The 26401-nt window shown below is 74.0% G+C and carries 3 protein-coding genes; all 3 read left to right on the top strand.

Annotated features, from left to right (window positions below; translation table 11 throughout):
- Window positions 1–21: 21 nt before the first annotated feature.
- The 3 genes from KHP12_RS08275 to KHP12_RS08265 are packed head-to-tail and all read left to right on the top strand — an operon-like array spanning window position 22 to window position 26395.
- Window positions 22–7407 (top strand): type I polyketide synthase, encoded by a 7386-nt coding sequence (locus KHP12_RS08275; protein WP_246648475.1) that lies wholly within the window; start codon window positions 22–24, stop codon window positions 7405–7407.
- A 41-nt stretch (window positions 7408–7448) separates the two neighbouring features.
- Window positions 7449–14153 carry a type I polyketide synthase gene (locus KHP12_RS08270; protein ID WP_211832321.1) on the top strand — a complete coding sequence of 2235 codons (6705 nt, stop codon included), beginning with the start codon at window positions 7449–7451 and terminating at the stop codon, window positions 14151–14153.
- Window positions 14154–14194: 41 nt separating this feature from the next.
- Window positions 14195–26395, top strand: coding sequence for a type I polyketide synthase (locus KHP12_RS08265; RefSeq protein WP_211832317.1), 12201 nt, complete (start codon window positions 14195–14197; stop codon window positions 26393–26395).
- Window positions 26396–26401: the final 6 nt, after the last annotated feature.

Below are 26401 nucleotides of genomic sequence, written 5' to 3'. Positions count from 1 at the left end.
CCGAGCGCCGTATGGGGTGCGATGGATAGCGCCGAGCCCACTCGCACACCTCAGCACCCGGAGCCCATCGCCGTGGTGGGGATGGCCTGCCGCCTGCCCCACGCACCCAGCCCGTCGGCCTTCTGGCGGCTGCTGCGGCAGGGCGGGAACGCCATCACCACCATGCCGGACGACCGCCGCCGGACCGGCGCCTCCGCCACGGATGGCTCTGCCACGGATGGCTCTGCCACGGATGGCTCCGTCACCGAGGGCACCGCCCCCGACGGTCCCGCCGCCGAGGGTCCCGTCAGCGACGGTTCCGGCCGGGCGGCCCCGACCTGGTACGGCGGCTTCCTGGACCGCGTCGACACCTTCGACGCCTCCTTCTTCGGCATCTCGCCCCGCGAGGCCACGGCCATGGACCCGCAGCAGCGGCTGATGCTCGAACTCGCCTGGGAGGCGTTCGAGGACGCGGGAATCCGCCCCGGCACGCTGAAGGACACCCCGACCGGGGTGTTCGTCGGCGCCATCTGGGACGAGTACGCCGCACTGCTGCGCCGGGACGCCACCGCGGCCACCCGGCACGCCATGACCGGTGTCCACCGCAGCATCATCGCCAACCGGGTCTCCTACGGCTACGGTCTGCGCGGCCCCAGCCTCACCGTCGACACCGCACAGTCCTCCTCGCTGGTGGCCGTGCACACCGCCTGCGAGAGCCTGCGCCGCCAGGAGTGCACCCTGGCCCTGGCCGGAGGCGTCAACCTCATCCTCACCGAGGACAGCATGGCGGCCGCCGCCGCCCAGTTCGGCGGGCTCTCCCCGGACGGGCGCTGCCACACCTTCGACGCCCGTGCCAACGGATTCGTCCGTGGCGAGGGCGGCGCGGCGGTCCTCCTCAAGCCACTCGCCGCGGCCGTACGCGACGGCGACCCGGTGTACTGCGTCATCCACGCGACCGCCGTCAACAACGACGGCGCCACCGACGGGCTGACGTCCCCCAGCCCGGCGGCCCAGGAGGACGTGGTGCGCACCGCCCACCGGCGGGCCGGAGTCTTACCCGACGCGGTCCAGTACGTCGAGCTGCACGGCACCGGAACCCCCGTCGGCGACCCCGTCGAGGCGGCGGCACTCGGCGCCGCGCTCGGCACCGTACGGACCGACGGCACACCGCTGCTCGTCGGCTCCGCCAAGACCAACGTGGGCCACCTCGAGGGCGCCGCGGGCATCGTGGGACTGCTCAAGACCGCCCTCGCCATCACCCACCGACTGCTCCCGGCCAGCCTCCACTTCACCACTCCGAACCCACGGATCCCGCTGGCCGAACTCGGGCTGCGGGTCCAGGACCGGCTCGGCGAGTGGCCCCGCCCGAACCGGCCGCTGCTCGCCGGGGTCAGCTCCTTCGGCATGGGCGGCACCAACTGCCATCTCGTCCTCGGCGAAGCGCCCGCGCCCGCGCCCGCACCCGTATCCGCGCCCGCCCCCGCCGACACCCTCGCGCCCCCGGTCGTGGCCTGGCCGATCTCCGCGAAGACCCCCGCGGCGCTGCGCGCCCAGGCCGAGCGGCTACGGGACCATCTGGCGGACCACGACGGCCTCTCCCCGGCCGACATCGGACACTCCCTGGCCACCACCCGGACCGCCTTCGCCCACCGCGCCGTGATCCTCGGGAAGGGCGCCGACGAGCTGCTGAGCGGACTGGACGCGCTGGCCAACGGCACGGAGACCGCCGGAGTGATGCGGGGCAGGGCCACGGACGGCGGTCTCGCCGTCCTCTTCAGCGGCCAGGGCAGCCAGCGAGCGGCCATGGGCCGTGAGCTCCACGCCGCCTATCCGGTCTTCGCCGCGGCGCTGGACGAGGTGTGCGACTGTCTGGACGGGCAGTTGCCGGAGCCGTTGCGCGATGTGCTGTCCGCCGAACCTCCGTCCCCGCGAGCGGAGTTGCTCGACCGCACCGCGTACACCCAGCCCGCGCTGTTCGCCATCGAGGTGGCGCTCTACCGGCTGGCCGAATCCTGGGGGCTCACCCCCGGCCATCTGATGGGCCACTCGGTCGGCGAGATCGCCGCGGCCCATGTGGCCGGTGTGCTCACCCTGCCCGACGCCTGCACCCTGGTGGCCGCCCGCGGCCGGCTGATGCAGGCCATCACGGCGAAGGGCGCCATGGCCGCGCTCCAGGCCGACGCGGACGAGGCCGCGGGACTGCTCGCCGGGTGGGAGGACCGGCTGGACCTCGCCGCCGTCAACGGGCCTTCGTCCGTGGTGATTTCGGGTGACCACGACGCCGTCCACGCGACCGCCGCCACATGGCGCGAGCGCGGCCGCAAGGCCCGGCTGCTGAAGGTCAGCCATGCCTTCCACTCGCCGCACATGGACACCATGCTCGACGAACTGCGTGCCGTCGCCTCCGGGCTGACCTTCTCCGCACCGGCCATTCCCATCGTCTCCAATGTGACGGGACGGCTCGCCACCGCCTCGGAGCTCGCCACACCGGACTACTGGGCCCGGCACGCCCGCCACGCGGTGCGCTTCATGGACGGAGTGCACACCCTCCTGGACGCCGGTGTCACCACCTTCCTCGAACTCGGACCGGACGCCCCGCTCACCGCCATGACCCGCGAATGCCTCGCCGCACGCCCCGGTCCGGCCCCCGCACGGCCCGGTCCGGCCCCCGGGCGGCCCGGTCCGGCCCCCGGGCGGCCACGCCCGGCCGCGGTGGCGGCACTGCGCCGCGACCGGCCCGAGGTACGCACCTTCGCCGCCGCCATGGCCCAGACGTATGTCCGCGGCGCCGAAGTGGCCTGGGACCGGGCCTGCGCCGGGCACCCCCGGCAGCGGGTCTCCCTGCCGACGTACGCCTTCCAGCGGGACCGCTACTGGCCCACCACCTCACCCGAACCCATCGCGCGGGGCACTCACACCACCGGGACGGAGGCCGCCCCGGACCAGGCGGCGCCCGTGGGAGAGACGGCCGGGCCCCGCGACACGGCGCCGGGCCGGGACCCGCTCGAGGTCGTACGGACCCAAGTGGCCCTCGTCCTCGGACACTCCGAGCCGGATGCCATCGATCCCGGCCTCACCTTCAAGGAGCTGGGCTTCGACTCTCTCGCGGCGACCGAACTCAGCGAGCGGCTCGGCGCCGCCACCGGGCTGCCCCTGACCGCCACGCTCACCTTCGACCACCCCACGCCCCTGGCCGTCGCCGACCACCTGCGCGCCCACATCACCCCTGCCGCCACCCCGCCCGCGCCGACGACTCCCGCGGCGTGCGACGCCGACGAGCCGATCGCGGTGGTGGCCATGGGCTGCCGCTTCCCCGGCGGCGTCGACTCGCCCGAGGTGCTGTGGCGGCTGGTGACCGAGGGCGTCGACGCGATCGGGGAGTTCCCCCGGGACCGCGGCTGGGACCTGGCCGGACTCTTCGACCCCGACCAGGACCGCCCCGGCACCAGCTACGCCCACGAGGGCGGCTTCCTCTACGACGCACCGGAGTTCGACGCGGAGTTCTTCGGGATCAGCCCCCGGGAGGCGCTCGCCACCGACCCACAGCAGCGGCTGCTGCTGGAAACCGCGTGGCAGACCTTCGAACGGGCGGGCATCCGCTCCACCGCCCTCCAGTCCAGCCCCACCGGGGTGTTCGTCGGAGTGATGCCCCAGGACTACGGCCCCCGGCTGCACGAGGCGCCCAAGGGGCTCGACGGCCATCTGCTGACCGGCGGCACCCCCAGTGTGGTGTCCGGCCGGGTGGCGTTCACCTTCGGTCTGGAGGGGCCCGCGGTGTCGGTGGACACGGCGTGTTCGTCCTCGCTCGTGGCGATCCATCTCGCGGTGCGGGCGCTGCGGCAGGGCGAGTGCGCGCTCGCCCTGGCCGGAGGGGTGACGGTGATGGCCGCACCCGGCATGTTCACCGGCTTCTCCCGCCAGCGCGGCCTGGCCCCCGACGGGCGGTGCAAGCCGTTCGCGGCCGCCGCCGACGGCACCGGATGGGGCGAGGGCGTCGGCCTGCTGCTCCTGGAGCGGCTGTCCGAGGCCCGGCGGAACGGCCACCGGGTGCTCGCGGTGATCCGGGGCTCGGCCGTCAACCAGGACGGCGCCTCCAACGGCCTGACCGCGCCCAACGGCCCCTCCCAGCAGCGGGTGATCCGCCAGGCCCTCGCCGACGCCCGGCTGTCCCCGGCCGACGTGGACGCCGTCGAGGCCCATGGCACCGGAACCACGCTGGGGGACCCGATCGAGGCCCAGGCCCTGCTCGCCACGTACGGGCGGGAGCGGCCGGAAGAGCGGCCCCTGTGGCTGGGCTCGCTGAAGTCCAACATCGGCCACACCCAGGCCGCGGCCGGCGTGGCGGGCGTCATCAAGATGGTGATGGCCATGCGGCACGGACTGCTGCCCGCCACCTTGCACATCGACGCGCCCAGCCCCCACGTCAACTGGGACGGCGGCGCGGTGCGGCTGCTGACCGAGCCGGTGGACTGGCCGCGCGACGAACGCCCTCGCCGCGCGGGCGTGTCCTCCTTCGGCATCAGCGGCACCAACGCGCATCTGATCGTGGAGCAGGCCCCCGAGCCGGAACCGGCCCCCAGCGGCGCGCTGCCGGACGCGGACGACCGGCCGGTGCCCTGGGTGCTGTGCGCCCGCAGCGCCGAGGCCCTGCGCGGACAGGCCCGGGAGCTGGCCGCCCACACGGCCGCCGACAACACACCGTCGCCCCGGGACGTGGGCTGGTCGCTGATCACCACCCGGACGGCCTTCGACCACCGTGCGGTGGTGGTCGGCGCGGACCGTGGCGAACTCACCGCCGCCCTCGCGGCGTTGGCGGCCGACGAGACGCATCCGGGCGTGGTGGGCCCGGGCGCCACCCGCTCCGGCGCGGCCGTTGACGCGGGCCCGGTGCTGGTGTTCCCCGGGCAGGGCTCGCAGTGGATCGGGATGGGCGTCGGACTGCTGGACGCCTCACCGGTGTTCGCCGCCCGGGTGGCGGAGTGCGAACGAGCGCTCGCGCCGCACGTCGACTGGTCGCTCACGGATGTCCTGCGGGGAGCCGAAGGCGCCGCCGGGCTGAGCCGGGTGGATGTGGTGCAGCCGGTGCTCTGGGCGGCGATGGTGTCCCTGGCCGCCGTATGGGCCGAGTACGGTGTGCGCCCCGCCGCCGTGGTGGGCCACAGCCAGGGCGAGATCGCGGCGGCCGTGGTGGCGGGAGCGCTGTCCCTGGAGGACGGCGCGAAGGTCGTGGCGCTGCGCAGCCGGGCCCTGCGGCGGCTCGCCGGGGGCGGGGCCATGGCCTCCCTCGGCGTGGGCCAGGAGCAGGCCACGGATCTGCTGTCCGGGCTCGGCGACCGGGCCGCCGCGGTCGTGGTGGCCGTGGTGAACGGCCCCGAGTCCACCGTCGTCTCCGGGCCACCGGAGCAGGTGGCCACTGTGGTGGCCGCGTGTCAGGACGCGGGCGAGCGGGCGCGGCTGATCGAGGTGGACTACGCCTCGCACAGCCCCCAGGTCGATGAGATCGCCGCTGAACTCACCAAGCTGCTCGGGGGAGTTGAGCCGGTCGAGGCGCCCGGATCCTCCGGGGTGGTGTTCTACTCCACCGTGACCGGTGCCCGGGCCGATGGCTCCGTGCTGGACACGGACTACTGGATGCGGAATCTGCGGGAGCGGGTGCGGTTCGCCGATGCCGTCGAGGCGCTGCTGGCGGCAGGGCATCGGGTGTTCATCGAGGCCAGCACCCATCCCGTCCTCACCATGGCGATGCGGGAGGGCTTCGAGCACGCCGGGATCGGCGCTGCCGCGGTGCCCACCCTGCGGCGCGACCACGGGGACCTGGCCCAGCTGACGAAGTCGGTCGCGCAGGCGTTCATCGCCGGTGCCGAGGTGGACTGGTCGGCCGCCTTCCCGGCCGACCCCCCGCCCCGTACGGTCGATCTGCCCACGTACGCCTTCCAGCGCCGGCGCTACTGGCTGGACGCCCCCAGCGGGCCCGGCGGGGACCCCGCCGCCCTCGGCCTGGTCGCCGCGGACCACCCGCTGCTGGGCGCCGCGGTGCGGCTCGCCGACGGCAGTGGCCATGTGCTGACCGGACGTCTCTCCCCGCAGACGCATGGCTGGCTCGCCGACCATGTGGTGGCGGGCGTGGCCCTGGTGCCAGGAGCCGCACTGGTGGAGTGGGCGCTGCGGGCGGCCGACGAGGCCGGCTGCGGTGCGGTGGAGGAGCTCGCGCTGCGGCTGCCGCTGGTGATGCCCGCGACGGGCGGCCGATGTGTCCAGGTGGTGGTGGGTCCACCCGCCGACGACGGACGCCGCGACATCGCGATCTACTCCCTTCCCGACGACAGCCTGCGCACGGGGGGCGACACCGACTGGGTGTGCCATGCCGTGGGCGTCCTCGGCCCCGCCGTACCGGAAAGCCGGTCGGGGGAGTTGCCCGGGACCTGGCCCCCGCCGGGAGCGCGGCCGGTGGACACCGACGGGTTCTACGAACGGATCGCCACATCCGGATACGGCTACGGCGCCGCGTTCCAGGGGCTGCGCGCGGTGTGGCGGGACGGCGCGGATCTGCTGGCCGATGTGGAGCTGCCCAAGGCCGCGGGTGAGCCCGGTGGCTTCGGTATTCACCCCGCCCTGCTGGACGCGGTGCTGCATCCGGCGCTGCTGATGGACGGCATGGAACGGATGGACCGGACCCGGGCGGAGGAGGGCGACGGCCGGATGTGGCTGCCGTTCGCCATCAGCGGTGTGTCCCTGTGGGCGGCCGAGGCCACCGCCGTACGCGTCCGACTCACCCCCCGTCCGCGGACCGCCGAGCCCGAGGGCGAGCGTGAACTGCGGGTCGTCGTCGCGGATGCCGTGGGCGCCCCGGTGCTGACGATCGATGCGCTGGTGCTGCGTCCCGCCGACGCCGATCAGCTGCGCTCCCTGAACACCGGCCGGGTGGCGACCGAGAGTGCCGGTGGCGGAAGCGTACGGCGGCGCGCCGCCGCTGCCGCCGCTGGAGCGTCGTCCGTCGACTGGGCCGCCCGGCTGGCACGGCTGTCGGCCGTGGAGCGTTACCGCACCCTCCTCGGCCTGGTGCGCGACCACGCCGCCACCGTGCTGGGGCACACCGATGCCGAGGCGGTGCACGCCGACGCCAGCTTCAAGGAGCTGGGCTTCGAGTCCCTGACCGCCGTCGAACTGCGCGATCGCCTCGCGGCCGCCACGGGTCTGCGGCTGCCCGCGGCCCTGATCTTCAGACATCCGACCCCGGAGGGCATCGCCCACCACCTGGTGCGACGGCTGACCTCCGACGGCACCGACGCCACCCCCACCGCGATCGTCCCTCCGAGCACGCATGTGCCACGGCAGCCGACGGATGAGATGAGCGCGGCCCAGAGGCTGGAGTCCGCCTCCGCGGATCAGGTCCTTGAGTTTATTGACAACGAGCTTGGTGTGTCCTGAATGTGCCGGGCGCGACGATCGCTGAAGGCCGGGTGACCCTCATGGCGAACGAAGAGAAGCTGGTCGAGTATCTCAAGCGCGTTTCCGCCGATCTGCACGACACGCGGCTGCGGTTGCGCGAGGTGGAGGAGCGTTCCCATGAGCCGGTGGCCGTGGTCGGCATGGCCTGCCGTTTTCCCGGCGGGGTCACCTCCCCGGAGGAGCTGTGGGAACTGCTCGTCTCGGGTGTCGACGCGATCGGGGACTTCCCGACGGACCGTGGCTGGGACCTGGAGAACCTCTACCACCCCGATCCGGAGCACTACGGCACCAGCTGTGTCCGCCAGGGTGGATTCGTCGAGGCGGACCGCTTCGACGCGGCGTTCTTCGGCATCAGCCCAAGGGAAGCGCTCGCCATGGACCCGCAGCAGCGGCTGGTGCTGGAGATGGCCTGGGAGTCCCTGGAGCGTGCCGGTATCGATCCGGTGTCGCTGAAGGGGACCCGCACGGGTGTCTACGCCGGTGTGTCCAGCCAGGACTACCTCTCCCGCGCCCCGCGCATCCCCGAGGGATTCGAGGGCTACGCCACCACGGGCGGACTCACCAGTGTGATCTCGGGCCGGGTGGCCTACACCTTCGGTCTGGAGGGGCCGGCGGTGACGGTGGACACCGCCTGCTCGGCCTCGCTGGTGGCCATGCATCTGGCGGTGCAGGCGCTACGGCAGGGCGAGTGCACCCTGGCCCTGGCGGGCGGTGTCACCTCGCTCGCCACCCCCATCATGTTCACCGAGTTCTCCCGGCAGCGCGCACTGGCCCCGGACGGCCGGTGCAAGTCCTTCGCCGCCGACGCGGACGGCACCGGCTTCTCCGAAGGCGTAGGGCTGGTGGTGCTGGAGCGGCTGTCGGAGGCCCGGCGCAACGGCCATCGGGTGCTTGCCGTGATCCGGGGCTCGGCCATCAACCAGGACGGCGCCAGCAACGGCCTCACCGCGCCCAACGACGTGGCCCAGGAACGCGTCATCGGCCAGGCGCTGGCCAACGCCCGGCTGGGCCCGGGCGATGTGGACGCCCTCGAGGCACACGGCACCGGCACCAAACTCGGCGACCCGATCGAGGCCGAGGCCCTGATCGCCACGTACGGCCAGAACCGCCCCGCCGACCGGCCACTGCTGTTGGGCTCGCTGAAGTCCAACATCGGCCATACGCACGCGGCGGCGGGCGTGGCGGGCGTGATCAAGATGGTGATGGCACTCCGGCACCCCGGACTGCCCGCGAACCTGCATCTGGACGAGCCCACCCCGCATGTGGAGTGGGAGGGCAGCGGACTGCGGCTGCTGAATGAGCCGGTGGAGTGGCCCCGCCTGGAGCGGCCCCGCCGTGCGGCGGTGTCGTCGTTCGGCATCTCCGGCACGAACGCCCATCTGATCCTGGAGCAGGCTCCTGAGGAGGATGTGGCGGCGCCGTCGTCTGTGGTGGGTGGGGTGGTGCCGTGGGTGGTGTCGGGGCGGAGTGTGGAGGCGTTGCGGGGGCAGGCTGGGGCGTTGGCTGAGCGGGTGGGGGGTGCGTCTGAGCTGTCGTCTGGGGATGTGGGGTGGTCGTTGGTCGCCACGCGGTCGGTGTTTGAGCATCGGGCGGTGGTGGTGGGTGGTGATCGGGCTGGGTTGTTGGCGGGTGTGGAGGCGTTGGCGGGGGGTGGGTCGCATCCGGGTGTGGTGCGGTCGGGCGTGGCGGCGTTGGCGGGTGATGTGGGTCCGGTGCTGGTGTTTCCGGGGCAGGGTTCGCAGTGGGTGGGGATGGGTGCGGAGTTGCTTGGGGTGTCGCCGGTGTTTGCGGCGCGGGTGGCGGAGTGTGAGCGGGCGCTGGGGCCGTTTGTGGATTGGTCGCTTTCGGATGTGTTGCGTGGGGTGGAGGGTGCGGCGGATTTGGGGCGGGTGGATGTGGTGCAGCCGGTGTTGTGGGCGGTGATGGTGTCGTTGGCGGCGGTGTGGGCGGGGTATGGGGTGTGTCCTGCGGCGGTGGTGGGTCATAGCCAGGGGGAGATCGCGGCGGCTGTGGTTGCGGGTGCGTTGTCGTTGGAGGACGGTGCGAGGGTTGTGGCGTTGCGGAGCAAGGCGTTGCGGCGGTTGGCCGGTGGTGGGGCGATGGCGTCGCTCGGTGTGGGTGAGGAGCGGGCGGGGCAACTGCTGTCGCAGCTTGGCGATCGGGCGGCTGGTGTGGGTGTGGCGGCCGTGAACGGGCCGTCATCGACGGTGGTGTCTGGTCCGCCGGTGCAGGTGGCCGCGGTGGTGGCCGGGTGTCAGGAGGCGGGGGAGCGGGCCCGGCTGATCGAGGTGGACTATGCCTCGCATGGTCCTCAGGTGGAGGGGATCCGTGAGGAGTTGCTTGAGGTTTTGGCCGGTGTCCGTCCGGTTGTCGGTGGTGCGGGTGAGGTGGCGTTTTATTCGACGGTGGCCGGTGGTCGAGTTGATGCGGCTGGTCTGGATGCGGGCTATTGGGTGCGGAATCTGCGGGAGCGGGTGCGGTTCGCTGACGCGGTCGAGGCGTTGCTGGCGGATGGGCATCGGGTGTTTATCGAGGCCAGTACCCATCCGGTGCTGCTCCTCGGAATGCAGGAGTCCTTCGAGCGGGCGGGTGTGGACGCGGTCGCCGTACCGACCCTGCGTCGCGATCATGGTGGCCAGGCCCAGCTCCTGCACTCCCTCGCCCAGGCGTTCATCGCCGGGGTGGAGGTGGATTGGAGGCCCGCGTTCCCGGCCGATCCCACCCCTCGTACGGTCGATCTGCCCACGTACGCCTTCCAGCACCAGCGCTACTGGCTCGACGGCCTCAGCAGCCGGGGCGCCGACCCCACCGACCTCGGACTGGTCGCCGCGGGCCATCCGCTGCTGAGCGCCGCCGTGGAGCTCGCCGACGGCCAGGGCCATCTGCTGACGGGACGCCTGTCCGCGCGATCCCATGGCTGGCTCGCCGACCACGTGGTGGCGGGCGCGGCCCTGGTGCCCGGGACGGCCATGGTGGAGTGGGCGCTGCGGGCGGCCGATGAGGTTGGCTGCGGTGGGGTGGAGGAGCTGGCGCTTCAGATACCGCTCGTGCTGCCGCCCAGCGGCGGGGTGCGCCTGCAAGTGGTCGTCGGCGGGCCGGGCGCCGATGGCCGACGCGATGTGCGGATGTACTCGCGCCCCGACGACGGCGCCGACACGGCGGCCGGGTGGGTGTGCCATGCGGAGGGCGTGCTGAGCCCACCTCCCGATGGCTCCACGCCGGTGGAGGAGTTGGGCGGCGCATGGCCACCGGCGGGTGCGAAGCCGATCGACCCCGTGGACTTCTACGAGCACATCGCAGCGTCGGGGTACGCGTACGGCCCGGCCTTCCAAGGGCTGCGCGCCGTATGGCGGGACGGTGCGGACCTGTTGGCCGAGGTGGCGCTGCCCGAGGCCGCGGGGGAGCGGACGGGATTCGGTATCCACCCGGCGCTGCTCGACGCCGCACTGCATCCCGTTCTGCTGACCGATGGGTCACCGAGCGACGCCGAGTCGCCCGATGGCCGGGTGTGGCTGCCGTTCACCTGGAACGGGGTGTCGCTGTGGGCGGCCGGGGCGAGCACGGTACGGGTGCGGATCTCTCCGTACGAACCGAGCGCGGAGCGGGAACGTACGCTGCGGGTGACCGTGGCGGACGCCCTCGGTGCACCGGTGCTGAGCGCCGACGCGGTGGTGCTGCGGTCCGCCGAGGCCGATCAGCTCCGTACGGCGCGACGGCCGGGCGTGGACGGGCTGTTCGTCATGGACTGGGCCCCCTTGCCGGTTCCCGCGCCGCCCAACGGCGACGGGCGGCGGTCCGGGGATCACCCGGCCGATGACACCGACTGGGTGATCCTGGGGCCCGAGGACCGGACTCCGGCCGGGTCCGCCGCTGTATGCCATCCGGATCCGCAGGCGTTGATCCGCGCGCTCGACACGGGCGTTCCCGCCCCCGCCGTCGTCCTGGCACTCGAGTCCGCCGAGGCGGTCCATGCCCGCGCCGGCGGGATGGCGGCCGACGGGCTGGCCTCGGCGGAGCGGGCCCTGGAGCTGTTGCAGAGCTGCCTTGCCGAGCCGCGCCTGGCCGAGGCCCGGTTGGTGGTGGTGACACGCGGCGCCGTCGCGACCGGCGACGACCCGGGTGGCGTTGACCCCGCGGCCGGAAGCGTGGACGTGGCGGGCGCAGCCGTCTGGGGTCTGGTGCGCAGCGCACAGGCCGAGAATCCGGGTCGTTTCCTGCTGCTCGATCTCGACCCTCACGCCGAGGTGTCCGCCGACCTCGTGACCGACGCCGTGGCGCGCTCCATCGAGATGGACGAGTCACAGCTGGCCCTGCGCGCGGGGCGGGCGCTGATGCCCCGGCTGGTGCGCGCCGCGCCGAGCGCGGGCCTGGTGGCCCCCGTGGGGCAGTCCGCGTGGCGGCTCGGGCTCGAGGGCGCCGGGACGGTGGACAGCGTACGGCCGGTGGCGTGCCCGGAGGTGCTGGAGCCCCTGCGAGAGGGCCAGGTGCGCATCGATGTCCACGCCGCGGGCGTCAACTTCCGCGACGCACTCATGGTGTTGGGGATGTATCCCGGGGACGCGGTGTTCGGTGGCAGCGAGGGCGCCGGTGTGGTGCGGGAGGCCGGCCCCGGCGTGACCGGGCTCGCCGTGGGCGACCGGGTGATGGGCCTGTTCGAGGGCGCGTTCGGCCCGCTGGCCGTGGCGGACGCCCGTACGGTCGTGCCCATCCCCGAAGGCTGGACCTTCCGGCAGGCGGCCGCCGCCCCCGTTGTGTTCCTCACCGCCTGGTACGGGCTCGTGGAGCTGGGCGGGCTCCAAGCGGGCGAGCGCGTGCTGATCCACGCCGCGACCGGTGGTGTGGGGACGGCCGCCGTGCGGATCGCCCGGCATCTGGGCGCCGAGGTCTACGCGACGGCGAGCCCGGCGAAGCACGGGGCGCTGGAGGTGATGGGCATTGACCAGGCCCACCGGACCTCGTCACGCGATCTGGACTTCGAGGAGGCGTTCCGTGAGGCCACCGGTGGCCGGGGCGTCGATGTGGTGCTCAACAGCCTCGCCGGTGCGTTCGTGGACGCCTCGCTCCGTCTCCTCCACGAGGGCGGACGGATGCTGGAGATGGGCAAGACCGACATCCGCGACCCGGAGCTGATCGCGGCCGAGCACCCCGGTGTCCGCTACCACGCGTACGACCTGATCGCCGATGCCGGTCCGGACCGTATCGGCGAAATGCTGTGTGAGCTGGGCGAGTTGTTCGCATCCGGTGTGCTCGAGCCGCCGCCGGTACGGGCGTGGCCGCTCGGCCGGGCGCGTGAGGCGCTGCGGTGTCTCAGCCAGGCCAACCACACCGGCAAGCTGGTGCTGGACGTTCCTGCCCCGGTGGACCCGAACGGCACCGTGCTCATCACCGGTGGCACCGGCACCATCGGCGCACACGTCGCCGAGCACCTCGTCCGTACCTGGAACATCCGCCATCTGCTGCTGATGAGCCGCAGTGGCCCCGACGCGCCCGGGGCGAAGGAGCTGGTGGCCCAGCTCGCCGACCTGGGGGCCGACGTACGCGTCGCCGCGTGCGACGTCGGCGATGCCGTCCAGGTGGCCGAGGCCCTCGCGGGCATCGATCCGGCGCACCCGCTGACCGGCGTCGTGCACGCGGCGGGGGCGCTGGACGACGCGATGCTTCCCTCGCAGGATCCGAAGCGGCTGGCGCGGGCCTGGGCGGCGAAGGCCGCGGCGGCGGCCCATCTGCACACCGCCACCGCGCAGCTGCGGCTGGGCATGTTCGTCCTGTTCTCCTCCTTCGCCTCCGACCTCGGCACCCCCGGCCAGGCCAACTATGCCGCCGCCAACGCGTTTTGCGACGCCCTTGCCGCCCACCGTCAGGCCCATGGCCTCCCGGGGCTGTCGGTGGCCTGGGGACTCTGGGCGGCCACCAGCGGCCTGACCGCGCGGCTGGCCGACGCCGATCTGGCCCGGATGGCCCGCCTGGGCATCACGGCCAACAGCACCGAGGAGGGGCTGGCGCTGCTGGACGCGGCCTGCCACCACGGCCATCCGCATCTGCTGGCGCTCCATCTGGACACCGGCTCCCTCGCCGCTCAGGTCCCGGGCACCCTTCCCACCCCCCTACGGGCCCTCGCCACCGTCGGTGGCAGCGGGCGGGCCCGGCCCACGGCCGCCACCGGTGGACAGAACACCGACTGGGCGGGCCGGCTCAGGGGGTTGCCGTCCGCCGAACAGCACCGGCTGCTGCTCAACCTGGTGCGCACCCAGGCGGCCACCGTGCTCGGCCACGCCGATCCGGGTGTGGTGCGGCCGGACGCGTCGTTCAAGGACCTCGGCTTCGACTCGCTGACCGCCGTGGAGTTGCGCAACCGGCTGGCCGCGGCCACCGGGCTGCGGTTGCCCGCGGCGCTCGTCTTCGACCACCCGGAGGCGGCGGTGCTGGCCGAGCATCTGCGCCGGGAGCTCTCCCCGGACGGTGAGCCGGGCGCCCCGGGCCCCGACGTGGCCCAGCCCCACCCCGTCCTGAACGAGCTGGTCAGGCTGGAGAACAGCTTGTCGGCCGTCGGCGTCGAGGACGTGGACTCCGGTGCGGTCACCGCCCGGCTGGAGACCTTGCTGTCCAAGTGGAAGGCGATGTGCTCGTCGGCGCAGCCGGACGACGGCACTGCCGTGGAGCGGTTGCAGGTGGCGACCGCCGATCAGGTTCTGGATTTCATCGACAACGAACTTGGCCTGTCATGAACAACGTGGCGCGCCCTTCGCTGAAGGCCGGGTGATCCTCCGTGACGCACGCTAATGAAGAGAAGCTGGTCGACTATCTGAGGCGAGTGGCAGGCGATCTGCACGAAACGCGTCAGCGGCTGCGCGAGCTGGAGGACCGCTCCCAGGAGCCGGTGGCCGTGATCGGCATGGCCTGCCGCTACCCCGGCGGGGCCGACACACCCGAGGCGCTGTGGCGGCTCCTGGCCTCCGGCGCGCATGCGATGGGGGAGTTCCCCGACGACCGCGGCTGGGACCTGGAAGGGCTGTTCCACCCGGACCCGGACCAGCCCGGCACCAGCCACGCCCGCGAGGGCGGCTTCCTCTACGACGCCGACCGCTTCGACCCCGAGTTCTTCGGGATCAGCCCGCGCGAGGCGCTGGCCATCGACCCGCAGCAGCGGCTGCTGCTGGAGGTGGCCTGGGAGCTCCTCGAACGCGCCGGAATCGACCCGGTCTCGCTGAAGGGCACCTCGACGGGCGTGTACGCCGGGACCGCGCTGCCCGGCTTCGGCACCCCGCACATCGAGAAGAGCGCCGAGGGCTATCTGGTGACGGGCAACGCGCCCAGTGTGCTCTCCGGCCGGGTGGCGTACACCCTCGGCCTGGAGGGGCCGGCCGTCACGGTGGACACGGCGTGCTCGTCCTCGCTGGTCGCGATGCACCTGGCCGGTCAGGCGCTGCGGCAGGGCGAGTGCACCCTGGCCCTGGCGGGCGGGGTGACGGTGATGGCCATCCCGAACGTCTTCACCGAGTTCTCCCGGCAGCGCGGGCTGGCCCCCGACGGCCGGTGCAAGGCGTTCTCCGCCGACGCCGACGGCACCGCCTTCTCCGAGGGCGTGGGCCTGGTGCTGTTGGAGCGGCTGTCCGACGCCCGGCGCCACGGCCACCGGGTGCTGGCGGTGATCCGGGGCTCGGCCATCAACCAGGACGGCGCCTCCAACGGCCTGACCGCGCCCAACGGACCCTCCCAACAGCGCGTCATCCTCCAGGCGTTGGCGAACGCACGGCTGTCCCCGGCCGAGGTGGACGTCGTGGAGGCGCACGGCACCGGAACCCGCCTCGGCGATCCCATCGAGGCCGATGCGCTGCTCGCCACCTACGGCCAGGACCGTACCGAGGACCGGCCGCTGTGGCTGGGATCGGTCAAGTCCAACATCGGACACCCCCAGGGCGCCGCGGGCGTGGCCGGTGTCATCAAGATGATCATGGCGATGCGACATGAGACGCTGCCCGCCACCTTGAACGTCAACGAGCCCACGCCCCACGTGGCATGGGACACCGGCGCCGTACGCCTGCTCACCGAAGCCGTCGGATGGCCGCGTGGCGAGCGGCCCCGCCGGGCCGCGGTGTCCTCCTTCGGCATCTCCGGGACCAACGCCCATCTGCTGCTCGAACAGCCCCCCGCCGACGAGCCCACCGCGTCGGACCGGGCCCCTGAACCGACCGCCGCGGAGACGGCGAGCCGCGTGGTGCCCTGGGCGGTGTCCGCCCGCACCGGCCAGGCGTTACGGGACCAGGCCGAGGCGCTCGCCGCCCATCTCACCGCCCACCCCGCGCTGCCCGTGGCCGATGTGGGCTGGTCGCTGGCCCGCACTCGCTCGGCCTTCGAACACCGTGCCGTGGCCATCGGCGAGGACCGCGCCGAGCTGCTGGCCGCCGTGCGGGCCCTGGCCGACGACCAGAGCCACCCCGGGCTGATCCGGGCCACGGCGCCGACCCGCTCCGGCGGCACCGCCTTCATGTTCACGGGGCAGGGCAGCCAGCGGCCCGGTATGGGCCGTGAGCTGTACCGGACGTTCGAGGTGTTCGCCGCCACCCTGGACGAGGTCTGCGCCCATCTCGATCCGCTGCCCGGCCGGCCGCTCCGCGAGATCCTCTTCGCGGCGGAGGACACCGACCAGGCGCGGGCCCTGCACGGTACCGGTGTGACCCAGGCGGCCCTCTTCGCCCTGGAGACGGCGCTCTTCCGGCTCGTCGAGTCGTTCGGCCTCACCCCCTCGTTCCTGACCGGACACTCCGTCGGCGAACTGGTGGCGGCGCATGTGGCGGGCGTGCTGTCCCTGCCGGACGCCTGCGAACTGGTGGCCGCTCGCGGCCGGTTGATGCAGGCGCTGCCGTCCGGCGGCGCGATGGCCGCCGTCGAAGCCACAGAGGAGCAGGTCCTCCCTCTGCTCGCGGGCCATGAGGACCGCGTGGCGCTCGCCGCGGTCAACGGCCCCACCTCGGTGGTCGTGTCCGGCGCCGCCGAAACCGTCGACGAGATCGTCCGCACCCTGAAGGAACGGGGCCACCGCACCAAGCGGCTCCGGGTCAGCCACGCCTTCCACTCGCCCCTCCTGGCTCCCATGCTCGACGACTTCCGCGAGGTGGCGCGGCGGCTCACCTACCACGCCCCGCGCATCCCGGTGATCTCCAACATCACCGGTCGGCAGGCCGACCCCGAGCAGCTCCGCGACCCCGAGTACTGGGTGCGCCACGTCAGCGAGCCCGTACGGTTCCACGACGGGCTGCGCACCCTGCACGGCGAAGGCGTGACGCGCTACCTCGAACTCGGGCCGGACGCCGTCCTCACCACCATGGCCCAGGACGCCCTGGCCGCCGACCCGACCTCCGCCGATACCCCGGACACCGCGCCCGTGTTCGCCACCGTCCTGCGCCCGGGCCGCGACGAGCCCCGTACGCTGCTGACCGCGCTCGCCCTGACGCACATCGACGGCGGCACGGTCGACTTCGCCGCCGCTCTCCCCGAGTACGCGGGCCATGTCGACCTGCCCACCTACCGGTTCCAGCGGCAGCGGTACTGGCGGCCCGTCCCGAACGCCACCGCCGACGTACGCGCCGTCGGCCTCGGCGCCACCGGGCATCCCCTGCTCCAGGCCGCCGTGGAAACGCCCGATGGCGGGCTGCTGCTCACCGGACGGCTGTCCGCGCACACCCACGCCTGGCTCGCCGACCACACCATCGCGGACAGCGTGCCCCTGCCCGGTACGGCCCTGTTGGAGCTGGCCCTCCTCGCCGCCGCGCACACCGGCAGCGAGCTGATCGACGACCTCACTCTGGAGACCCCGCTGGTCCTGCCCGCCTCCGGCGCGGTACGGATCCAGCTCGCCGTCACCGCACCCGACGAGACCGGACGACGGACCGTCACCATCGCCTCGCGCCCCGGCGACGAGGGGGGCGATGCCCTGGAGGCCCCGGCCGCCTGGCGCCACCACGCCACCGGCCTCCTGTCCGACGCGGCCACACCACCGCCCGCCGACGAGCCGTCGTCGGCCACGGCTTGGCCACCGGCCGGGGCCGTCCCGGTCGATGTGGCGGACCTGTACGAGCGCCTGGCCGCGCAGGGGTACGCGTACGGGCCCGCCTTCCGGGGGCTGCACTCCGCATGGCGGCTGGGCGAGGAGATGTTCGCCGAGGTACGTCTGGCCCCCGAACGGCGCGGTGAGGCCGACGGCTACGGGCTGCACCCGGCCCTGCTCGACAGCGCCCTGCACCCGGTGGAGGAGCTCTTCGGCGGCTCCGGCCGTTTTGCAGGTGATCACGCGCCGGACGGCGCCGAGGGGACCGTCCGGCTGCCGTTCTCCTTCGGCGGGGTGCGGCTCTTCGCCACCGGCGCCACCCGGCTGCGCGTACGCATCACCCCCACCGCCCCGGACACCATCACCCTGAGGCTGACCGACGACCACGGCGCGCCCGTGGCCACCATCGACGCCCTCGGGCTGCGGGAGGTCTCAGCCGACCGCTGGCGCTCGGCCCGCGCCGCCACGGCCGACGCCCCGCTGTACCGCCTGGACTGGCAGCCGTATCCGGTCTCCACCGACACCGACACCGACACCAACCCAGGCACCGCCCTGCCCTCGGCGAGTTGGGCGCTCGTCGGATCCCGGGACCCGGACCCGGCCCTCCCGTCCCATCCGGACCTGGCCGCCCTGCGGGCCGCCCTCGACGGCGGACAGCCCGCCCCCGACATCGTCGTCCTCGAATGCCCCGGCGCACCGGACACCTCATCACACCCCGACGAGACGCCCGGCCGCGTACGCGCGGCGGTCCATCACATCCTCGGCGACCTGCGCACCTGGCTGACGGACGAGCGATTCAGCGGGGCCCGGCTGGTCATCGCCACCCGTGGCGCCGTCGCCACCGGCCCCGGAGACGCGCCCGCCGACCTGACCACCGCGCCCGTATGGGGCCTGGTCCGCGCCGCCCAGGCCGAACACCCCGAGCGCATCCTCCTGCTCGACCTGGACGACGACCCCGCGTCGCGCGATGCCCTGCGCACCGCCCTTCCGGCCGCCGTCGCCGCTGCCGAATCCGAAGTGGCGGTGCGGGCGGGAACGGCCCACGTGCCCCGTCTGGTCACCGTCCGCCCCGGCCAGGACACCCCGCCCCGCGCCCTCGACCCGGACGGCACCGCACTGATCACCGGCGGCACCGGAGCGCTGGGCCGGCTGGTGGCCCGCCATCTGGTCACCGCACACGGCGCCCGCCATCTGCTGCTGGTCAGCCGGCGCGGTGGCATCACGGAGGACATCGACGCGTTCGCGGACGAACTGACCGCGCTGGGCGCGGCGGACGTACGTGTCACCGCGTGCGACGCCGCCGACCCCGAGGCGGTGGCCGCCCTGCTCGCCACCGTCCCGGAAGAGCATCCGCTGACCGCCGTCGTCCACGCCGCGGGGGTGCTCGACGACGGTGTGGTCACCGCCATGACGCCCGCGCAACTCGACACCGTCCTCGCCCCGAAGCTGGATGCCGCATGGCATCTGCACCGGCTCACCCGGGACATGGATCCGGCCGCGTTCGTGATGTTCTCCTCCGCCGCCTCCATCATGGGCAACGGTGGCCAGGCCAACTACGCCGCGGCCAACATGTTCCTCAACGCCCTCGCCGAACACCGCCGCGCCGAAGGGCGGGCGGCCCACACGCTGGCCTGGGGGCTGCTGGCGTCCGCCGGTGGCATGACCGGCCACCTGGACGACGCGGACCTCGCCCGGATGGCCCGCTCCGGCATCGCCGCCGTCTCCGACGAGCAGGCGCTGGCGCTGCTCGACACGGCGCTCACCACCGACCACCCCACGCTCGTCCCCGCGCGCTTCGACCTCGCGGCGCTGCGCACCCGGGCCGCCGCCGGGCCACTTCCGCCCGTGCTGCGGCGGCTGGTGCACGTCCCCGCGCGGGCCGCGCGGAACACCGGGCCGGGCTCCTTGTCCGGGCGGCTCGCCGGGCTGTCCACCGAGGAGCAGGACCGGCTCATCGGAGAGCTGGTGCGCGACCAGGTGGCCACCGTGCTCGCCCATCCCGCACCGGAGGCCATCGACCTGGGCAGGGCCTTCCAGGACCTCGGCTTCGACTCGCTCACGGCACTTGACCTGCGCAATCGGCTCAACGCGGCCACCGGCACCCGGATTCCGGCCACCGTCATCTTCGACTATCCGACCCCCGACGCCCTGGTGCGCTTCCTGCGGGAGCGGCTGGCCGGCGCACCGGCGGGGACACCGCTCCCGACGACGCCGGCCGTCGTGGCCACCGACGACGACCCGATCGCCATCGTCGGCATGGCCTGCCGTTACCCGGGCGGCGTCGGCTCCCCCGAGGAGCTGTGGCGGCTGGTGGCCGAGGGCGTGGACGCGATCGGGGAGTTCCCCGGGGACCGCGGCTGGGACCTGGGGGGCCTCTTCGACCCCGACCCGGACCACACCGGCACCAGCTACGCCCGCGAGGGCGGATTCCTCTACGAGGCGCCGAGGTTCGACGCCGAGTTCTTCGGGATCTCGCCCCGCGAGGCGCTGGCCACCGACCCCCAGCAGCGGCTGCTGCTGGAGACGGCGTGGCAGGCGTTCGAGAGCGCGGGCATCGACCCCGTGAGCCTGCGTGGCAGCGCCTGCGCGGTGATCACGGGGGTCATGTACGACGACTACGGCAGCCGCTTCCTGGGCCGCACCCCGGAGGGCGTCGAGGGCCGGCTGATGACCGGCAGCACACCGAGCATCGCCTCCGGCCGGGTGGCGTTCACCCTCGGCCTGGAGGGGCCCGCGGTGACGGTGGACACGGCGTGTTCGTCTTCGCTGGTGGCCATGCATCTCGCGGCGCAGGCGCTGCGGCAGGGGGAGTGCACCCTGGCCCTGGCCGGTGGCGTCACGGTGATGGCCACACCGAACACCTTCGTGGAGTTCTCGCGGCAGCGCGGCCTGGCCCCGGACGGCCGCTGCAAGCCGTTCGCGGCGGCCGCCGACGGCACCGGCTGGGGCGAGGGCATCGGCCTGCTCGTCCTGGAGCGGCTGTCGGACGCGCGCCGCAACGGCCGTGAGGTGCTGGCGGTGATCCGTGGGTCGGCGGTCAACCAGGACGGCGCGTCCAACGGTCTGACCGCGCCGAACGGGCCCTCCCAGCAGCGAGTGATCCGCCAGGCCCTGGCCACCGCACGGCTCTCCCCGGCCGACGTCGACGTGGTCGAGGCGCACGGCACGGGCACCACGCTCGGCGATCCCATCGAGGCGCAGGCGCTGCTGGCCACGTACGGGCAGGAGCGGCCGGAGGGCCGTCCGCTGTGGCTCGGCTCCATCAAGTCCAACATCGGTCATACGCAGGCCGCCGCGGGCGTGGCGGGTGTGATCAAGATGGTGATGGCGATGCGGCACGGCCTGCTGCCCGCCTCGCTGCACATCGACGAGCCCAGCCCGCACGTGGAGTGGGACGACGACGGAGTGCGGCTGCTGACCGAGGCGGTCGAGTGGCCGACGGACGAGCGTCCGCGCCGGGCCGGTGTGTCGTCCTTCGGCATCAGCGGCACCAACGCCCATGTGATCCTGGAACAGGCCCCCGACCGGGCCGAACGCACCGAGCAGGAGCCCGAGTCCGGTGGCCCCCGGGTGGTGCCCTGGGTGCTGTCCGCACGGGGCGCGGGCGCGCTCCGGGACCAGGCGCGGGCGCTGGCCGCGCGGCTGACCACCGGCCCCTCGGCCCCACCCGTCGAGGTGGGCTGGTCCCTCATCCGCTCCCGCACCCTGTTCGACCACCGCGCCGTGGTCGTCGGCGAGAGCCGCGCCGAACTGATGGCGGCCGTCGAGGCGCTGGCGGCCGACGAGACACACCCGGGCGTCGTGCACACCGGCACGGCCGCCACCACGGGTGGCGCGGGCCCGGTGCTGGTCTTCCCGGGCCAGGGCTCGCAGTGGATCGGGATGGGCGCCGGACTGCTGGACGCCTCACCGGTGTTCGCCGCCCGGGTGGCGGAGTGCGAACGAGCGCTCGCGCCGCACGTCGACTGGTCGCTCACCGATGTGCTGCGCGGCGTGGACGGCGCGGGCGATCTGAGCCGGGTGGATGTGGTGCAGCCGGTGCTCTGGGCGGTGATGGTGTCCCTGGCCGCCGTATGGGCGGGCCATGGAGTGCGGCCCGCCGCCGTCGTGGGCCACAGCCAGGGCGAGATCGCCGCCGCCTGCGTGGCCGGGGCGCTGACCTTGGAGGACGGCGCCCGGATCGTGGCCCTGCGCAGCCGGGCGCTGCGCCAACTGGCCGGCGGTGGGGCCATGGCCTCTCTCGGTGTGGGCCAGGAGCAGGCCACGGATCTGCTGTCCGGGCTCGGCGACCGCGCCACCGCCGTCGTCGTGGCCGCCGTGAACGGCCCCGCCTCCACGGTGGTGTCCGGCCCGCCGGAGCAGGTGGCCGCCGCCGTGGCGGCCTGCCGTGACACCGGGGAACGGGCGCGGATGATCGAGGTGGACTACGCCTCGCACAGTCCCCAGGTCGATGAGATCGCCGAGGAACTCACCGAGCTGCTCAGGGGAGTTGAGCCGGTCGAGGCGCCCGGATCCTCCGGGGCGGTGTTCTACTCCACCGTGACCGGTGCCCGTGCCGATGGCTCCGTGCTGGACACGGACTACTGGGTGCGGAATCTACGGGAGCGGGTGCGGTTCGCCGAGGCCATCCAGGCGCTGCTGGCCGATGGTCACCGGGTGTTCATCGAGGCCAGCACCCACCCCGTCCTCACGGTGGGCATGCAGGAGAGCTTCGAGGAGGCGGGTGTCCCCGCCGCCACCGTCCCCACCCTGCGCCGGGACCACGGCGATCTCGCCCAGCTGGTGCGGTCGCTGGCCCAGGCGTTCACCGCGGGGGCCGACGTCGACTGGACCACCCTGTTCCCCACCGACCCCGCGCCCCGCACCGTGCCGCTGCCCACCTACGCCTTCCAGCGCGAGCGCTACTGGCTCGAGGCCACCCCGGGCCGGGGTGGCGACCCCACCGACCTCGGCCTGGTCTCCGCGGACCACCCGATGCTCGGCGCGGCCGTGGAACTCGCCGACGGCAGCACCCATCTGCTCACCGGACGGTTGACGGCCGGTGGCGGCGAGGGCTGGCTCGGCGAACACGTGGTGGCGGGCGCCCGGCTGGTCCCGGGCGCGGCGCAGGTCGAATGGGCGCTGCGGGCCGCCGACGAGGCGGGCTGCGGCACGGTGGAGGAACTCGCCCTCCAGGTCCCGCTCGTCCTCCCCGACACCGGCGGGCTGCGCGTCCAGGTGGTGGTGGGCGAGGCCGCCGACGACGGACGCCGTGACGTACGGGTGTACTCCCGGCCCGACCGCGACGCCGAAACCACCGCGGACCCGGTCTGGGTGTGCCACGCGGTCGGCGTGCTCGGCCCCCACGGCGAACCGGCACCCCAGCCCGCCGGGGCCTGGCCCCCGCCGAGCGCGGAGCCGGTGGACATGGACGGCTTCTACGAGCGTGCCGAGGCCGCCGGATACGGATACGGGCCCGCGTTCCAGGGTGTCCGCAAGCTGTGGCGCGACGGCGCGGATGTGCTGGCCGAGGTGGCGTTGCCCGAAGCCGCGGGCGACCGGGCCGGATTCGGCATCCACCCGGCGCTGCTGGACGCCGCGCTGCACCCGGCGTCCCTCCTCGACCGGACCGACCGGACCGACCGGACCGACCGGACCGACCGCACCGACCGGCCCGGTCAGCCCGGCCGTCCCGAGGAGCAGCACGACGACGGCCAGGTGTGGCTGCCGTTCGCCTGGAACGGGGTGGCGCTGTGGGCCGCCGGAGCGACCACCGTACGCGTCCGGCTGTCCCCGCATGAGCAGGGCGCGGACGGCGAGCGGGCGCTGCGGATCGCCGTGGCCGACGCCGTGGGCGACCCGGTTCTGACCGTCGATTCGCTGGTGCTGCGCCCCGCCCGTACGGATCAGCTGCGGACCGCCGGACGAGGCGCCGTGGACGGGCTGTTCACCCTGGACTGGATCCCGCTCCCCGAGCCGACGCCCGGCGCGGACACGGGCCTGCCACGGCCGGTGGCCGGGGACGGCGGCTGGGTGGCGCTGGGCTCCGAGGGCCTGGACCGGGCCCCCTCGGGCGTGGTCCGCCACCCGGACCTGGAGTCCCTTGTCGCGGCGATCGACGCCGGGACACCCGTGCCCTCGGTGGCGCTGACCGCCGTACCTGCCTCGTCGACGGCCGTGGACATCGTGGCAGCGGAGGCCGAGGCCCTGGCGGCCGTACGGCGCACCCTGGACCTGCTGCGGGGCTGGCTGGCCGAACCCCGGCTGGCCGAGAGCCGCTTGGCGGTGGTGACGCACGGCGCGGTCGCGGCCGGTGGCCCGGTGGCGGAGGACCCCGGCTCCGGGGCCGTGGACACAGCCGGTGCCGCCGTGTGGGGGCTGCTGCGCAGCGCACAGGCGGAGAACCCGGACCGGTTCATCCTGCTCGACCGCGATCCGCACGGCGCGCCCGACCCCGACGAGATCGGCGCGGCGGTGCTGGACGGTGTGCTGAGGGCAGTCGCCCTGGACGAACCGCAGGTGGCGGTGGGCTCCGGCCGGGTGTGGGCACCCCGCCTGATGCGCGCGGGCGGCCCCGGCAGCGGCGGTCTGGTGGGCCCGGTGGCACAGCCCGCGTGGCGGCTCGCCGTGGAGGGCGCGTCCACCGTGGACAACGTGGCGCCCGTGCCGTGCTCCGAGGTGCTCGAGCCACTGGGGCCGGGAGAGGTCCGGATCGCGGTGCACGCGGCGGGCATGAACTTCCGCGATGCGCTCATCGTCGTCGGGATGTACCCCGGGGGCGGGGTGTTCCGAGGCAGCGAGGGCGCCGGAGTGGTCGTGGACATCGGCCCGGAGGTGACCGGGCTCGCGGTGGGCGACCGGGTCATGGGCCTGTTCGAGGGCGCGTTCGGCCCCCGGGCGGTGGCGGACGCCCGCATGGTCGTGCCGATCCCCGACGGCTGGAGCTTCCGGCAGGCGGCCGCCGTACCGGTGGTGTTCCTCACCGCCTGGTACGGGCTGGTGGACCTGGCCGGGCTGCGAAACGGCGAAACGGTGCTGATCCACGCCGCCACCGGTGGCGTCGGCATGGCGGCGGTGCAGATCGCCCGCCACCTGGGCGCCGAGGTCTATGCGACGGCGAGCCCCGGGAAGCACGGGGTGCTGGAGGAGATGGGCATCGACCAGGCGCACCGGGCCTCGTCGCGCGATCTGGACTTCGAGGAGGTGTTCCGCGAGGCCACCGGCGGACGTGGCGTCGACGTGGTGCTCAACAGCCTCGCCGGGCCCTTCGTCGACGCCTCCCTGCGACTGCTGGCCGATGGTGGACGGCTCTCCGAGATGGGCAAGACCGACATCCGCGACCCGGAACACCTCGCCGCCGTGCGTACGGGCGTCCGCTATCGCGCCTTCGACCTGGTCCCCGACGCCGGACCGGACCGCATCGGGGAGATGCTGCACGAGCTGAGCGAGCTGTTCGCCGCCGGAGTGCTGCGGCCCGCACCCGTACGGCCCTGGCCGCTCAGCCGGGCACGGGACGCGCTACGGCAGCTCAGCCAGGCCAGGCACACCGGCAAGCTGGTGCTCGACGTCCCCGCCGCGGTCGACCCGGACGGCACGGTCCTCATCACCGGTGGCACCGGCACCCTGGGTGCCTACCTCGCCGAACACCTCGTCCGGGCCTGGGGGATCGGCCATCTGCTGCTGGTGAGCAGGCGGGGGCCGGACGCTCCGGGCGCCCGCGACCTGGCCGCCCGGCTGGAGGAACTGGGCGCCCGGGTGCGCCTCGCGGCGGTGGATGTCACCGACGCCTCGGCGGTGGCGGAGCTGGTGTCGGGGGTCGACCCCGAACATCCGCTGACCGGAGTCATCCACGCCACCGGTGTGCTGGACGACGCGGTGGTCACCTCCCAGACCCCCGAACGGCTGGCGCGGGTCTGGACGGCGAAGGCCACGGCCGCGGCCCATCTGCACACGGCCACGGCCCAACTGCGGCTCGGTATGTTCGTCCTCTTCTCCTCCGCCGCGGGCACACTCGGCAGCCCAGGACAGGCCAACTACGCCGCCGCCAACGCCTTCTGCGACGCGCTCGCCGCTCACCGCCGGGCCGTCGGGCTGCCGGGTGTCTCGATCGCCTGGGGCCTGTGGGCCGACGCCAGCGGCATGACCGGACACCTGGCCGAGGCGGATCTGGCCCGGATGTCCCGTACCGGCGTGGCCGCCCTCAGCACCCGGCACGGTCTGGCCCTGCTCGACGCGGCCGTCCAGCACGGCGGTGCCCATCTGGTCGCCGCCCAGGTGGACCCCCGCACCCTCGCCGGACTGCCCGCCGACAGCCTGCCCGCCACGCTGCGCGCCCTGGCCGCCACGGCCGGCGGCGGTGGCGGCGCCGGACGGCGCACCGCGGCGGCGGCCGGGGAGGGCCGGCAGGTCGACTGGGGCGCCCGGCTCGCGGGCCTGTCCACGGCCGAACGACACCGACTCGTCCTCAACCTGGTCCGTGGCCACGCCGCCACGGTGCTCGGACACGCCGATGTGGACGCCGTCCAGGCCGAGGCCAGCTTCAAGGAGCTGGGCTTCGACTCCCTGACCGCCGTCGAACTGCGCAACCGCCTCGCCGCCGCCACCGGTCTGCGCCTGCCCGCCGGGATGGTCTTCGACTACCCGGAAGCGGCCGTACTCGCCGACTACCTGCTGGAACGGCTGGCCCCCGGCGACGGGACCCCGCCGGGGCGGGACGCCGTCGACCCGGTCCTGGGCGAGCTGGCCAGGCTGGACACCACCCTGGCCGCCCTCGACACGGACGACGAGGGCAGGCAGCGGATCGCCAAACGGCTGGGCGCCCTGCTGACGAAGTGGAACGGCGGCGGCGGATCCGGCGACTCGGCCGGCGCGACCGACTTCGACGCCCTCGAAGCCGCCTCGGACGACGAGATGTTCGAGCTCATTGACCGTGAACTGCCCTGATGGAGG

Origin of the sequence: Streptomyces asiaticus (genome assembly GCF_018138715.1) — a bacterium.
Lineage (GTDB): Bacteria > Actinomycetota > Actinomycetes > Streptomycetales > Streptomycetaceae > Streptomyces > Streptomyces asiaticus.
This window is presented reverse-complemented; position numbering and strand designations above follow the sequence as displayed.